Here is a 13,924-nt window from a genome sequence, read left to right on the forward strand (position 1 = left end):
CTACGCTGGGGACGTTCGCCGTGCCCATCCCTCGGCGGACCCGAGCGACCCGATCCGAGGTACTGACCGTGACCACGACGCACCCCTCTTCCGCCGCCGATCCCGCCGCCGATGACAACAGCAGCGCGAAGCGCTCCCAGGGAAGGGTGGGGGTGGGCGACGGGCGGGCGGTCAAGGCCGCCGACCGCGCCCACGTCTTCCACTCCTGGTCCGCGCAGGGCCTGATCGACCCGCTGCCGATCGCCGGCGCCGAGGGGTCGTACTTCTGGGACTACGACGGCAACCGGTACCTCGACTTCTCCTCCCAGCTGGTCAACACCAACATCGGCCACCAGCACCCCAAGGTCGTCGCGGCGATCCAGGAGCAGGCCGGGAAGCTGTGCACGCTCGCGCCCGGGTTCGCGGTGGACGTACGGTCCGAGGCCGCGCGGCTGATCGCCGAGCGCACCCCCGGCGACCTCGACAAGATCTTCTTCACCAACGGTGGCGCCGAGGCCGTGGAGAACGCCGTCCGGATGGCCCGGCTGCACACCGGCCGCGCCAAGGTGCTGTCCGCCTACCGCTCGTACCACGGCGCGACCGCCGCCGCGATCAACCTGACCGGCGACCCGCGCCGCTGGCCCTCCGACACCGCCTCCGCCGGCGTGGTCCACTTCTGGGGCCCGTTCCTGTACCGCTCGCCCTTCCACGCGGAGAACGAGCAGCAGGAGTGCGAGCGCGCCCTGGCGCACCTGGAGCAGACCATCGCCTTCGAGGGGCCGCAGTCGGTCGCCGCGATCATCCTGGAGACCGTCCCGGGCACCGCCGGCATCATGGTCCCGCCGGCCGGCTACCTCGCCGGGGTCCGCGAGATCTGCGACCGCTACGGCATCGTCTTCATCCTCGACGAGGTCATGGCCGGCTTCGGGCGCACGGGCCACTGGTTCGCCGCCGACCACTTCGGCGTCACCCCCGACCTGCTCACCTTCGCCAAGGGCGTCAACTCCGGTTACGTCCCGCTGGGCGGCGTCGCGATCAGCGCCGAGATCGCCGCGACCTTCGAGACGCGGCCGTACCCGGGCGGGCTGACGTACTCCGGCCACCCGCTGGCCTGCGCCTCCGCCGTCGCGACGATCAACGCGATGGCCGAGGAGCGGATCGTGGAGAACGCCGCGGAGATCGGCGAGAAGGTCATCGGGCCGGCCCTGCGCGCGATCGCCGAGCGGCACCCGTCCGTCGGCGAGGTCCGCGGCCTGGGCGTCTTCTGGGCCCTCGACCTGGTCAAGAACAAGGAGACCCGCGAGCCGCTGGTGCCGTACAACGCGTCCGGCGCGGCCAACGCCCCGATGGCCGAATTCGCCGCGGCCTGCAAGCGCGGCGGGCTGTGGCCGTTCGTCAACATGAACCGCACCCACGTCGTCCCGGCCTGCACGATCACCGAGGCCGAGGCCAAGGAGGGCCTCACCGCCCTCGACGAGGCGCTGACCGCGGCGGACGCGCACACGCACTGAGGCCAGGCCCGCAGTGCACGGCGCCGGCGCGCACCCCACCGCCTGAGCGGCCGCCGCGCGGAGCGGCACCCCGCGGCCCTCGCCTATGGTTGGCGGGGGCCGCTGCCACCCGCGGTCAGGGACCGCGAAGGAGACGCACACGATGGCTGCCGGCGGAGACAGCACAGTCATACGTCGCAGCACGCTGCGTCAGCAGATCGCCGACGCCCTGCGCGACGAGGTCCTGGCGGGCCGGCTGCCGTGCGGCCACCCGTTCACCGTCAAGGAGATCGCCGAGCAGTACGGCGTCTCCGCGACCCCGGTCCGCGAGGCGCTGCTCGACCTCTGCGCCCAGGGGCTGCTCGACGTCGAACAGCACCGCGGCTTCAAGGTGCACGCCTTCACCGCCGACGACTTCCGGGCCATGGTCGAGGCCCGCACCCTGGTCATCGAGGGGATCTTCCGCAGCGGCGCCCAGGAGGCGCTCGCCGCCACCCCCGCCGAGGTGCTGATCTCCATCCGGCGCCGCGCCGACGAGGCCGAGCGCGCCGCCCGGGCCGGCGACCTGGACGTGCTCATCGGCTACGACCTGCGGTTCTGGCGCGAGCTCGGCAACATCGTGAACAACGCCTACATCAGCGACTTCCTGGACCGCATCCGGGTCCAGACCTGGATGTACGCGGTGCCGCTGCTGCGCCGCGCCCCGGACCTCACCAACCGCCTGTGGCAGGGCCACTGCGCCCTGGCCGACGCCCTGGTCCGGCGCGACCTGTCCGCCGCCCAGCGGCTGATCGCCGAGTACAACGCGCACGCGCTGGCCCTGGTCCGTTAGCCGGTAACCGCCCGGTGCGCCCGCTCTCGTCGGATGGCGCCGCGGGCACTACGCTGTCCCGACTCGGCCGTAATGGGCCGCACCCGTAGCTGTGCGTGCGCCGGTGTCCCTGTCCCCGACCGGAAGCGAGTCCTCACCCGTGGCATGTGACCTGTGGCTGGTACCCCTCGTCGATGTGCTGTGCCACAGCCCCGACAACCCGTTCTCCGAAGAGATCGCCGCCTACGACAAGGCCCTGACGGAAGCGGGACTGCCACCGGTCCCGGTCTTCAGCTACATGCCGGGCCTGTCCGGGGACGTCGCCCCCATCGCGGGCTTCGACTACGACGCACTGCACTTCCTGCGCCGCGCCTACCTGCTGCGGCTGTGCGGCCTGGAGGTCACCCCGGTCGACGAACTGGGCGGTGACTACGAGCAGTTGCTGGAGATGTTCGAGACCACCGCACAGCAGTCCCACCTGGTCTGGCACTACGACCACGCGGGCGCGTACGTCCCGGTCGACTTCCCGCATCCGCTCGCCAACGACGAACTGCTGGAGGGCGGCGGTCCGCTGGGGTCCTCGCACGGTCTGCTGCGGGACCTGGAACTGGTTGCGCCATCCCTGGGTATCGATCCGGCCAATCCGCCGGCCGCGCCGGAGCCGCCGGCCGGGCCGACCTCTCTGGAGGAGCGGGCGGGCGCGGTGCCCATGGACGACGGCCCGTTCGCCCGGGAGCGCCATGTCTGGCTCGGCCTGCACGCGGCGGCGACCCGCAGCCTGGGCCAGGGCTCGATGATCGTCTTCAGCTGACCGGTCGTCTTCAGCTGACCGGTCGTCTTCAGGTGATCGGTCGTCTTCAGTTGATCGGTCGGCTCGGCTGACCGGTCGTCTTCGGCTGATGCGTCGGCTTCGGCCGATCCGGCGTCTTCGGCTGATGCGGCGGGGGCGCGCCGTGTCGCCGCCCCGCCCGCCGTCGCCGCCCGGCTCCCTCAGCGCGGCGGTTCCGGCGGCCGCTGGCGCGGCATGTTCGGGCGGCCGCGGTGCGGCAGCGCGTACCGGCCCGGGGATCCGGGATGCTCCTGGCGGGGGGCCGCCCACGGTGCCATGGACTGGGTGGCCCGCGGCACCGGGCCGGTCCGGAACTCCGCCATCCAGTCGGCGGTCTCGGTCCGCACCAGCTCCCCGAGGTCCTCGTTGAACCGCCGGAGCAGCCCCAGACAGCGCTCGGCCGCCTCGCTCGCGGTGCCCTCCGTCGGGCCGAGCACCTCGCGCACGCCCTCCGACGCCCAGTCGAACTGCAGCGCCTCCAGCCGCCGGTGGATCGCCTGCGCGGTCGCCAGGTCCCGCATCCAGCCGGCCGTCATCCCGAAATACCGGTCGCAGCCCACGCACACCGCCGCCAGCAACAGCGACAGACAACCCCAGGGCGCCCCGCCCTCCCACACCCCGGCCAGGTCCAGCAGCGGCAGCACCCCGCCCCCCGTGACCCCGGCCGCGGCACCCAGCCGGAGCGCCCGGGCGCCGCGGCGCTTGGCCAGCCGGTCGTGCAGGTACCAGTCGGCGGCGCGCAGCGCGCCGTTCTCGGTCCAGAGGTAGAGCGCGTCGAGGCGGTCGCCCGGCTCGCGCCAGCCGCCCGCCGGGAAGGCCCGCCCGGCGACGTCCCGGCGGGCCCGGCCCCGGACGCCGTACCGGCGGAGCGGGCGGCCCTCCTGCTGAGGGGGCCCCTCGGGCTGCATCTCCGGCTGACTCACCCGGGCACTCCCTCTCTGCGCGCTCTGCGGAACGGATACGTACGGTGCCTGCGACGGGGCTCCCTCCCAGGCCTTTCGGGCTGCGGGGGAGTACGGGAGGGCCGTCGCGCGCCGCCCCCTTCCTACCGCCGAACGGCTGGCCCCAGCTCCAAGATCACGACGCTATTTCCGCCCAGAAGTGGTGCGGCGTCGGGTAGGGGACGGCGCGGAATCTCACCCGAAAGAGTCGCCGCCGCGGCGACGGACGGTTTCCGGACCGCCCGTCCGCCGTCCGGCCGTCCGCGCCACTCGTCTAGGCTGCCTGTCGTGAAGGTCCTCGTCATCGGCGGCGGCGCCCGCGAACACGCCCTGTGCCGCTCTCTGTCCCTCGACCCCGACGTCACCGCGCTGCACTGCGCCCCCGGCAACGCCGGCATCGCCGAGGTGGCCGAATTGCACCGGGTCGACGCCCTCGACGGCCGGGCCGTCGCCGACCTGGCCGCGGGCCTGGCGGCCGACCTGGTCGTCGTCGGTCCCGAGGCCCCCCTGGTGGCGGGCGTCGCGGACGCGGTCCGCGAGCGCGGCATCCCGGTCTTCGGCCCGTCGGCCGACGCCGCCCAGCTGGAGGGCTCCAAGGCCTTCGCCAAGGACGTGATGGCCGCCGCGGCCGTCCCGACCGCCCGCAGCTACGTCTGCACCACCCCGGAAGAGATCGACGAGGCCCTGGACGCCTTCGGCGCGCCGTACGTGGTCAAGGACGACGGGCTGGCGGCCGGCAAGGGCGTCGTGGTGACCGACGACGTGGACACCGCCCGCGCCCACGCGCTGGCCTGCGACCGCGTGGTCATCGAGGAGTTCCTCGACGGGCCCGAGGTCTCGCTCTTCGCGATCACCGACGGCGAGACCGTCGTCCCGCTCCAGCCCGCCCAGGACTTCAAGCGCGCCTACGACGGCGACGAGGGCCCCAACACCGGCGGCATGGGCGCGTACAGCCCGCTGCCCTGGGCCGACCCGAAGCTGGTCGACGAGGTCATGGCGAGCGTGCTGCAGCCCACCGTCGACGAGCTGCGCCGCCGCGGCACCCCGTTCTCCGGTCTGCTCTACGCCGGTCTGGCGATCACCTCCCGCGGGGTCCGGGTGATCGAGTTCAACGCCCGCTTCGGCGACCCGGAGACCCAGGTCGTCCTGGCCCGCCTCAAGACGCCGCTCGGCGGGCTGCTGCGGGCCGCCGCCACCGGCAACCTCGCCGCCCTGCCGCCGCTGCGCTGGAGCGACGACGCGGCCGTCACGGTCGTCATCGCCTCCCACAACTACCCGGACACCCCGCGCACCGGCGACGTCATCGAGGGCCTGGCCGAGGTCGCCGCGCAGGACGCCCCCGACGCGTACGTGCTGCACGCCGGCACCAAGCTCGACGAGGCCGGCGCGGTGCGCAGCGCGGGCGGCCGGGTGCTGTCCGTCACCGCCGCCGGCCCCGACCTCGCCACCGCCCGCGAGCGCGCCTACCGGGCCGTGGACCGGATCTCCCTCGACGGCTCCCAGCACCGCACGGACATCGCCGCGAAGGCCGCCGCGGAGGCCCCGGGCGCCTGAGACGCCCGCGCCGTGGGCCCCGCACCCCCGGGCCCACGGCGCCCCACCGCCGGTTCCCGGCTTTGCCCAAAGCCATTCCATCGAGTGACCACGCCAGATTCCGGCTGACGGGACGGAGCCCCCCAACTAGGGTGCCGCGCAAGCGTCCTGCGGCCGCCGCGTCCGATGCCGGTGCGGTGGCCACGGGGACGTCCGGCAAGTGGCTCACCGGCATTGCGATGTCAGTGGCCGGTGCCAGAGTGGTGGTGAGTGAGCTCGCTCGCACCACAACGCGCAATGTTCGAAGGCGTCCGTCCACTGTTCTCTCCGTCCGGCTCCATCAGGACAGCAGGGGGTGTACAGGCTCGTGGCAAGTCCGGAAACAGGCGTCCTGGCGGCGCGTGCCCGTGCCCTCGCCGTGCTGCGGATCCGCGGCGCCGCGCTGGCCGTGGCGCTGCTGCCCGCGGCGGTGGCGGTGGTGCTGGCCGTCGGCCGGGCGACCGGCCGTCTCGGCGCGGGCTGGGACCCGGCCGGCTGGGTGGCCGGCGGTCTCGCGCTGGTCGGCCTGCTCCTGGCCGCGTTGGTCGGGGCCGTGGTCGCGCGCGCCCGGCCGGCGCTCAGCCCCTCCGTGCCGATCGCCGAGGAATCCGCCCCGGACCTCTACCGCCTCGTGCGTGACCTGGCCGACCGGCTGGAGGTCCCCGCGCCCTCCGCCATAGCCCTCACCCCGGACTGCGACAGCTGGCTGGAGGACCGTACGCACCGCGCGCACGGCCCGCCCCACGGCGCCGGCGGGCCCGAGCCCGGTGCCGGGCGCCGGTCCGCCGAGGCCCCGGTCCTGGTGATCGGCTCGCCGTTCCTGTGGTGGATGCGGGTCGCCGAGCTGCGTGCCCTGCTGGCCCCCGTAGTGGCCGGCACGGGCCCGTCCGCGCATCCGGACATAGCCGCCGCCCGCCGCTTCATCCGCGGCCTGGACGCCGCCGTCGCGGTCGCCGCCCGGGCCCGGGGCCCGCTGCGGGGCCCGGCGCTCCGCTTCGTCGGCAAGGTGGCCCGGCTGCTGCTCCGCGCCTGCCGCGAGCACGCCACGATCATGGAGCGGGCCGTCGCGGCCGCCGCCTCCGAGCGCGCCCAGACCGTCGACTACGGCCTGCGGATCGTCGCCCAGGAGCAGGTCGGACTGGCCTACGCGGGCTGGGACCGGCTGCTGACCCGGGTCGCGCTGCCCGCCTGGCGGATGGGCCGCTGGCCGTCCCGCCTGGACGCCGGCGTGGTCTCCGCGCTCACCGAGCTCTCCCGCCGCGACCGCCTCGCCGACGGCTTCGCCTCCCGGCTGGGCGAGCGCCCGGCCTGCGACCTCCTGGAGGAGCCCGGCGCCATCGACCGCGCCGCCTCCCTGCTGGCCGCCCGGCTGTTCCACGGCGGCCCGGCCGAGACCGGACCCGACTGGTCCCCGGTCGGCTGGAACCAGTACCCGGAAGAGGTCGTGGACCGGAAGTGGCGCCTGGAGGCCGCCCGCCTCCACCGCGTCCTCGACGACCTCCCGGCCCCGGCGCTCGGCCCCGCACCGGCCCCGCCCCCGGTGGAGCCGTCCCCCGCCCCGACCTTCTCGTACGCCGGCGGCCCGGCCGGTCCCCCTGCGGGGCGCGGCGGCCCGGCCGACCACCGGCCCGGCGACGGGCGCCCCGGCGGCCCGCCGTCCGCGCCCACCGTGCCGCCGGGCCCGACGCTCGACCGGGTCATCGACCGGCTCGCCCATGACGCGCACGCCGGCGACCTGGTCGCCGCCCGGCTGGGCGCGGAGGTCGAGCGCGAGGAGCGCGAGGAGGCGGCCCGCCAGGCCGCCCGCGGCTGCCTGGCCGAGGACGCCGCGGCGGGCGTGGCCTGGGGCGACGGTCTGGCCGAGGGCGGCCTGCCGCTGTTCCCGCTGCAACCGCCCCGGACGGGCCGGGAGCTGCTCGCCGACCACGTCACGGCCATGGTCTGCTGCGCCGCCGTGGACACCGCCGGCGCGGTCCCCGGTCTGGACTGGCTCGACGGCCCGGCGCTGCTGGTCGACGGGGCCCGCCGGGCCGACCTGGGCAGCCCGGTGCTCAGCCTGGTCGACGACGGCGACGCGGGCCCGCTCCGCGGCTGGCTGACGACGGTCGGCGTGCGCCCGGAGAAGCCCGTCCGCCTGGTGTGACGCGGGGCCGTGCAGGGCCTCGCCGCACCGGCTGAGGTGTGCTGGCCGGCGCTGACGGGCGGCCGACGCGACCGGGTCGCCGGCCGCACGCCTCCAGTTCGTTCGTGATTCGGAGCCAAAGGCATCTAAATTCACGACGAAGGGTGACGGAGCAAGTGCGTAATGTGATGTGCTGGGGGACGGCCGGGTTCACCCGGCCGGACGCAACACCGGCCCGATCGGCCGCCGCCGGTGGGGGACGCGGGAGGGGAGTGGAAGGTGGCGACGGAACAGATCAGGCGCTGGGAGTCGGGCGCCCTCGCCCACGCGGTCACGGACCCGTTCGGCCAGGGCCCACTGCCCTGGCTGCGCGGCAGCGAGAACTACTTCGAATCCGGCCGCATCATCCCCTGGTACGTCGACCCCGCCGTTGCCCAGGGCGATCTGCGGGTGCCCACGCCCCGCAAGCTCAACGGCCCGCGCACCGCCGATGACGTCCACGGCCAGATCAAGGGCTTCGCCAATACCGGCGCGGTGGCGCCCGGCGAGGCCATCGACTTCCGGGTGTCGGTCGACCCGCCCCAGCCGTTCAGCATCGACGTCTACCGCATCGGCCACTACGCCGGCACCGGCGCCTCCAAGATCACCACCAGCCCCCGGCTGTCGGGCATCGTCCAGCCGCCCCCGATGGCCGCCGGCCGCACCGTCTCCTGCCACCACTGGTGGCAGTCCTGGCGCCTCCAGGTCCCCGCGTACTGGCGGCTCGGCGCCTACGTCGCGGTCCTGACCACCGCCGACGGCTGCCGCTCCCACATCCCCTTCACGGTCCGCGACGACCGCCCCGCCGACCTCCTGCTGCTCCTGCCCGACATCACCTGGCAGGCGTACAACCTCTTCCCCGAGGACGGCCGTACGGGCGCCAGCCTCTACCACGCGTGGGACGAGAAGGGCGCGCTGCTGGGCGAGCAGGACGCCGCCACCACCGTCTCCTTCGACCGCCCCTACGCCGGCGCCGGCCTCCCCCTCCATGTGGGCCACGCCTACGACTTCATCCGCTGGGCCGAGCGCTACGGCTACGACCTCGCCTACGCCGATGCCCGCGACCTGCACGCCGGCCGGGTCGATCCGTCCCGCTACCGCGGCCTGGTCTTCCCCGGCCACGACGAGTACTGGTCGGTGCCGATGCGCCGCACGGTCGAGCTGGCCCGGGACACCGGCACCTCCCTGGTCTTCCTCTCCGCCAACACCATGTACTGGCAGGTCGAGCTCGCCCCGTCCCCCTCGGGCAGCCCCGACTCCCTGCTCACCTGCCGAAAACGCCAGGGCCCCGGCCGCCCCGCCCTGTGGCGCGAGCTGGGCGACCCCGAGCAGCGCCTGATGGGCATCCAGTACGCCGGCCGGGTCCCCGAGCCGGCCCCGCTGATCGTCCGCAACGGCGACCACTGGCTCTGGGAGGCCACCGGCGCGCACGAAGGCGATGAGCTCCCCGGCCTGGTCGCCGGCGAGGCCGACCGCTACTTCCCGCGCACCAGCCTCCCCGACCACACCCGCCGCATCCTGCTCGCGCACTCCCCGTACCGCGACGGTGAAGGCGCCCGCCGCCACCAGGAGACCTCCCTCTACCGCGCCCCCAGCGGCGCCCTGGTCTTCGCCTCCGGCACCTTCGCCTGGTCCCCCGCCCTGGACCGCCCCGGCCACGTCGACGAACGCATCCAGCGCGCCACCGCCAACCTCCTCGACCGCATCTGCAAACGGGACTAGGAGCCGCGCCCCGGCCCCCGTACGCGACCGGGGCGGGCCCGAAGGCCCGCCCCGTGCGAGGTCCGTGGTCGTCTCAGGCGTCCTCCGCCCTGGTGGTGGGCAGCAGCTCCCGGATGTCGTGCGGCAGTGAGTGGCTCAGCCGCTCCATCAGTTCCGGAGCCAGCGCGGCGTCCAGCACCTCGAAGACCGCCGCCGCCTCCTGGAGGGCCGCCTGCTCGGAGACCCCGCCGCGCCAGGCGACCCGCGCGGCGAAGACCGTGAGGTCGAAGCGCTCGCCGTCGCCCGGAGCGGCCGCCCCGCCGGGCCGTTCCGCCGAAGGTCCGGCGGAACTCCCGGCCTGCTGCGGCTCCCGGGTCAGATGACCTGCCAGTTCGTGCGGCAACTGCGCCGCGATGTGCCGGGCCAGCCCGGCCGGTACCCGCTCGGCCACCGTCTCCAGCGTCGAACGGACCGCCCGTTCTGCCGCGCCCCGGTCCGGCAGTGAGGCGCGCTCCTGCACCAGAGCGAGGAACTCGTGATGCTGCATGGTTCCGCCTCCCTTCCCAGCCGTCGCCTACCCGGGGCACGCGCCGCCCATCACGGGCGGGGTGATTCAGCTCTCCTTGCCGATTTCCTTGCTGACCTCCGCCGGGGAGGGGTATTCCTTGGCCGGCAGCTTCTTCAGCGCGTCCATGATGTCCTTGCCGGCGCCGTGGCGACCGGCCTCGTTGACGATCTCGTCCTTCGAAGCGGGGTACTCGACGCCGCCGAGGCACTTCTGCATTTCGATGGGGTTCACCTTCATGCGGGGAGGGATAACCGCCCGCGCGCGGCCCGTACCGCCGCCGCCCGCAATCCACCTCAAGAGCCCAACCGGCCGCCCGTCTGCCCCGCCCGCCGGAGCACCCCTTTCTTCCGGGTTTGTCGCCACCGGACGCCGGGAACCCATCGACAGATCCCGACCTACGGCCGACTTTCAGGAGGCATGTCATGGCGGAGTCCGGGCCCGTGAGCGACACGCTCTGGAACGAGTTCCACGCCCTGGTCAATATGACCTCGCGCGAGCTGCAGGACTGGCTGAGCACCGACGCGGCGGGCGAGGAGACCGAGGAGGTCCCCGACCGGGCCGGCAAGCCCACCGGCCGCCGGGTCCTGGGAATCCTGGGCAAGCGCCGTACCGACCTCACGGAGGACGACGCGCGGATCATGGAGCGGGTCTGCGACACCATCCGCTCCCAACGGGACGCCTCCCGCGACCCCCAGGCCGGCGGCGACTCCTGGCGCCACGGCCTGATGAGCATCGGCCACGACCCCCTCAAGCCGGCCTAGACGGGCACTCCCACCCCTGCGACATCGCCGTACCTCGGCGTACGGGAGAATCGGTACGACTCCTGGATCAACCTACGCGGAGGAAGCGTGTCCGGTTTTGTAGAAAAGCCTGAGCCCGTGGAGGTCCCGGGGCTCACCCACCTCCACACCGGCAAGGTGCGCGACCTCTACCAGAACGCCGCCGGTGAGCTGATCATGGTCGCCAGCGACCGTATGTCCGCCTACGACTGGGTGCTGCCCAGCGAGATCCCCGACAAGGGCCGGGTGCTCACCCAGCTGTCCCTGTGGTGGTTCGACCAGCTCTCCGACCTGGCCGCCGACCACGTGCTGTCCACCGAGCTCCCGGCCGGCGCCCCGGCCGACTGGGCGGGCCGCACCCTGGTCTGCAAGTCGCTGCGGATGGTCCCCGTCGAGTGCGTGGCCCGCGGCTACCTCGCCGGCTCCGGCCTCGTCGAGTACCGCCAGACCCGCACGGTCTGCGGTCTGGCGCTTCCCGAGGGCCTGGACGACGGCTCCGAGCTCCCCGCGCCGATCTTCACCCCCGCGACCAAGGCCGCGGTCGGCGACCACGACGAGAACGTCTCCTACGAGGAGGTCGCCCGCCAGGTCGGCGCCGAGACCGCCGCCCATCTCCGCCAGCTGACCCTGGGCCTCTACGCCCGGGCCCGCGACATCGCCCGGGAACGCGGACTGATCCTGGCGGACACCAAGTTCGAGTTCGGCTTCGACGGCGACACCCTCACCCTGGCCGACGAGGTCCTCACCCCGGACTCCTCCCGCTACTGGCCCGCCGACCAGTGGCAGCCCGGCCGTCCCCAGCCGTCCTTCGACAAGCAGTACGTCCGCGACTGGCTGACCTCGCCCGCCTCCGGCTGGGACCGCACCGGCGAACAGCCGCCGCCCGCCCTCCCGCAGGAAGCCATCGAGCGCACCCGCGCCAAGTACATCGAGGCGTACGAGCGCCTCACCGGCCTCAGCTGGTCGTAACGGCCGCCGGCCGCCCAGCCGGACAGAAAAGGGAAGAGCCCCCGGTCACCGACCGGGGGCTCTCCCGCTGTGGAGCGGACGACGAGGCTCGAACTCGCGACCTCAACCTTGGCAAGGTTGCGCTCTACCAACTGAGCTACGTCCGCATGCTCCGTGCCGAGCTCCTGTTCCCAGTCGCTCACCGCGCGGTGCGGGGTCCACTATAGCCAACGCCGTGGGCTTCCCGGGACCGCCACCGAGGGCCGGATGCCCCCGCGCTCGGCCCCCGCCCTCGCCGACGGCGACGAACGCGCACCGCCCCCCGGCGCCGGCCGGACACCCTGTCTCGCCCCCCTCGACCGCCAACTCCCCAGCCGGCAAAACCGCTTCCGGCAAGAACGGCCCGAAGAAGAGCCCACACCCTCTCCGCGTCCGCTCCGTCGGACAGGCCCGGAACCTGGAAAACGATCTGCGGGCCGGATCTTCCTCTCGATCACTCGCCCCGTGACATCCATCACGCCAATTCCCGCGGATCACGATTCCGGGCGGCGGTGGGAAATGCAGAAGGCCCCGGTCACAAGGACCGGGGCCTTCATTCTGAGCGGACGACGAGGCTCGAACTCGCGACCTCAACCTTGGCAAGGTTGCGCTCTACCAACTGAGCTACGTCCGCAGGCATCCACTCGGCTTTCACCGGTGGCGCGACAGCTACTCTACCTGATCCAAAGGACTGGTCGAGACTGTCAGAGCGGGTGACAGGGATTGCACACTGCGCCTCCCCCTTGGAAAGGGGGCGCTCTACTACTGAGCTACACCCGCGTGACTCCTCGGGGCCCGGCCTTTCGGCCTCGCCCCTCGGCGTGCTCCAGACTCTAGCTGATCAGTAGGGGTGCTGTGCAAGTCGGCTGCGCCCGGGCCGGCGGACGCCGGCAAGTCGGTTAGTGGTTCGCCGCGTTGAAGGCCTCGTAGACCTTCTTGGGGATCCGGCCGCGCGGCGGGACGTCCATCTGGTGCGAGCGGGCCCAGGCACGGACGGCGGCCGGGTCGGGGGTCACCGCGGTCCGGGTGTAGGCCTTGCCGGACTTGGCCCGCTTGCGGCCGGCCTCGACGAACGGAGCGAGGGCGCCGCGCAGTTTCTTCGCATTGGCGGGATTGAGGTCGATCTCGTACGACTTCCCGTCCAATCCGAAGGCGACCGTCTCTGCGGCTTCTCCTCCGTCGATGTCATCGGAGAGCGTTACTACTACGCGCTGCGCCACGGATATCGGTCCTTTCGTGGAGCGACCCCGTGTTGACGTGGGGTGATGCTCCGGATCCGGCTGATTGGGATCAATGCTTTTTCATTTGTACAGCGATGGGCATTGCATTGTGAAGCCCAGTTAATTTCGTCAGCGTGTCTTCCCGCAATCCGGCCTCCGGATCTTTTCGAGGATTTTCCCTGGGGGGCACTCCGCCCGATACCGCACCGTGATCGGGCAGGCAGGATATCTATGCGCGTAGATTTTCGAACACGGTACTGTGATGTCACCGCCTTACGCACCACACCACCGGGAGTGCCAGTGGCACGCGTCGTAGTCGACGTCATGCTCAAGCCGGAGATCCTCGACCCGCAGGGGCAGGCGGTGCAGCGCGCACTGCCTCGTCTGGGTTTCGAAGGGATCGCCGATGTCCGTCAGGGCAAGCGATTCGAACTAGAGGTGGAGGGACCGGTCGATGACGCCGCCCTCGCCCGGGTCCACGAGATGGCCGGGACGTTCCTCGCCAACACCGTCATTGAAGACTTCACCGTGCGGGTCGAGTCATGACCTCGCGTATCGGTGTGATCACTTTCCCCGGCACGCTCGATGACCGCGACACCCAGCGCGCGGTTGCTCTGGCGGGCGCCGAGGCGGTGCCGTTGTGGCACCGTGACAAGGACCTCAAGCAGGTCGACGCCGTGGTCCTGCCCGGCGGGTTTTCCTACGGCGATTACCTGCGCGCCGGAGCGATCTCGCGCTTTTCGCCGGTGATGGAGACCGTCATCGAGCAGGCGAAGGCCGGTCTTCCCGTCCTGGGTATCTGCAACGGGTTCCAGGTGCTGACCGAGACGCATCTGCTGCCGGGCGCGATGCTGCGCAACAACCATCTGCACTTCATCTGCCGGGA

General features: G+C 72.9%; 14 protein-coding genes and 3 tRNA genes. 10 read left to right on the plus strand and 7 right to left on the minus strand.

The features are described from left to right. Positions 1-68: 68 nt before the first annotated feature. From AB0E02_RS29900 to AB0E02_RS29910, 3 genes are all read left to right on the plus strand, one after another. Entirely contained in the window at positions 69-1,490 is a 1,422-nt protein-coding gene (locus AB0E02_RS29900; RefSeq protein ID WP_362144802.1) for an aspartate aminotransferase family protein, read from the plus strand. 142 nt (positions 1,491-1,632) lie between these two features. Beyond that, complete coding sequence (locus AB0E02_RS29905) at positions 1,633-2,301, plus strand: GntR family transcriptional regulator (protein ID WP_362144805.1); 669 nt, start codon at positions 1,633-1,635, stop codon at positions 2,299-2,301. Positions 2,302-2,440: 139 nt separating this feature from the next. Continuing rightward, a complete protein-coding gene (locus AB0E02_RS29910; protein ID WP_030414475.1) occupies positions 2,441-3,091 on the plus strand; it encodes a hypothetical protein in 651 nt (216 codons plus the stop codon). A gap of 179 nt (positions 3,092-3,270) precedes the next feature. Here AB0E02_RS29910 and AB0E02_RS29915 read toward each other — a convergent pair whose 3' ends face one another. Beyond that, positions 3,271-4,032 carry an SLATT domain-containing protein gene (locus tag AB0E02_RS29915; RefSeq protein ID WP_362144808.1) on the minus strand — a complete coding sequence of 254 codons (762 nt, stop codon included), beginning with the start codon at positions 4,030-4,032 and terminating at the stop codon, positions 3,271-3,273. 306 nt (positions 4,033-4,338) lie between these two features. On the opposite strand from AB0E02_RS29915, the gene purD reads away from it, so the two are divergent. From purD to AB0E02_RS29930, 3 genes are all read left to right on the plus strand, one after another. Beyond that, positions 4,339-5,604, plus strand: a complete 1,266-nt coding sequence (gene purD / locus AB0E02_RS29920; protein ID WP_362144811.1) for a phosphoribosylamine--glycine ligase — start codon at positions 4,339-4,341, stop codon at positions 5,602-5,604. Positions 5,605-5,950: 346 nt separating this feature from the next. After that, positions 5,951-7,765 (plus strand): hypothetical protein, encoded by a 1,815-nt coding sequence (locus AB0E02_RS29925; RefSeq protein WP_362144814.1) that lies wholly within the window; start codon positions 5,951-5,953, stop codon positions 7,763-7,765. A 258-nt stretch (positions 7,766-8,023) separates the two neighbouring features. After that, complete coding sequence (locus AB0E02_RS29930; protein ID WP_362144817.1) at positions 8,024-9,505, plus strand: N,N-dimethylformamidase beta subunit family domain-containing protein; 1,482 nt, start codon at positions 8,024-8,026, stop codon at positions 9,503-9,505. 73 nt (positions 9,506-9,578) lie between these two features. Here the strand turns inward: AB0E02_RS29930 and AB0E02_RS29935 are convergent, their stop codons facing one another. Together AB0E02_RS29935 and AB0E02_RS29940 are read right to left on the minus strand one after the other, a co-directional pair. Beyond that, positions 9,579-10,031 carry a DUF2267 domain-containing protein gene (locus AB0E02_RS29935; RefSeq protein WP_362144820.1) on the minus strand — a complete coding sequence of 151 codons (453 nt, stop codon included), beginning with the start codon at positions 10,029-10,031 and terminating at the stop codon, positions 9,579-9,581. Between the two features lie 66 nt (positions 10,032-10,097). Further along, positions 10,098-10,289, minus strand: coding sequence for a DUF2795 domain-containing protein (locus tag AB0E02_RS29940; RefSeq protein ID WP_362144823.1), 192 nt, complete (start codon positions 10,287-10,289; stop codon positions 10,098-10,100). Between the two features lie 185 nt (positions 10,290-10,474). Here AB0E02_RS29940 and AB0E02_RS29945 point away from each other — a divergent pair, with 185 nt between their 5' ends. Continuing rightward, positions 10,475-10,813, plus strand: coding sequence for a DUF3140 domain-containing protein (locus tag AB0E02_RS29945; RefSeq protein ID WP_362144826.1), 339 nt, complete (start codon positions 10,475-10,477; stop codon positions 10,811-10,813). Between the two features lie 87 nt (positions 10,814-10,900). Then, the gene (locus tag AB0E02_RS29950; protein WP_362144829.1) at positions 10,901-11,800 is read left to right on the plus strand and encodes a phosphoribosylaminoimidazolesuccinocarboxamide synthase; all 900 of its coding nucleotides are present in this window, start codon (positions 10,901-10,903) and stop codon (positions 11,798-11,800) included. Between the two features lie 70 nt (positions 11,801-11,870). Here the strand turns inward: AB0E02_RS29950 and AB0E02_RS29955 are convergent. The 4 genes from AB0E02_RS29955 to AB0E02_RS29970 all read right to left on the minus strand — a co-directional run bounded on the left by AB0E02_RS29955 (position 11,871) and on the right by AB0E02_RS29970 (position 13,038). Then, positions 11,871-11,946: transfer RNA gene (locus tag AB0E02_RS29955), tRNA-Gly, on the minus strand. 433 nt (positions 11,947-12,379) lie between these two features. Then, positions 12,380-12,452 (minus strand) — tRNA-Gly (locus AB0E02_RS29960). 74 nt (positions 12,453-12,526) lie between these two features. Next, positions 12,527-12,598 (minus strand) — tRNA-Gly (locus AB0E02_RS29965). A gap of 119 nt (positions 12,599-12,717) precedes the next feature. After that, positions 12,718-13,038, minus strand: a complete 321-nt coding sequence (locus AB0E02_RS29970) for an Lsr2 family protein (RefSeq protein ID WP_030414484.1) — start codon at positions 13,036-13,038, stop codon at positions 12,718-12,720. A 300-nt stretch (positions 13,039-13,338) separates the two neighbouring features. Between AB0E02_RS29970 and purS the strand changes: the two genes are divergently transcribed. Both purS and AB0E02_RS29980 read left to right on the plus strand, forming a co-directional pair. Continuing rightward, positions 13,339-13,584, plus strand: coding sequence for a phosphoribosylformylglycinamidine synthase subunit PurS (gene purS, locus AB0E02_RS29975; RefSeq protein WP_030414485.1), 246 nt, complete (start codon positions 13,339-13,341; stop codon positions 13,582-13,584). Continuing rightward, positions 13,581-13,924 (plus strand): phosphoribosylformylglycinamidine synthase subunit PurQ (locus tag AB0E02_RS29980; protein WP_362144834.1); only part of this gene is annotated, 344 nt, incomplete at its 3' end. The genes purS and AB0E02_RS29980, both read left to right, overlap by 4 nt.

The organism is Streptomyces sp. NPDC048196 (assembly GCF_040652715.1).
Classification (GTDB): Bacteria; Actinomycetota; Actinomycetes; order Streptomycetales; family Streptomycetaceae; genus Streptomyces; species Streptomyces siderophoricus.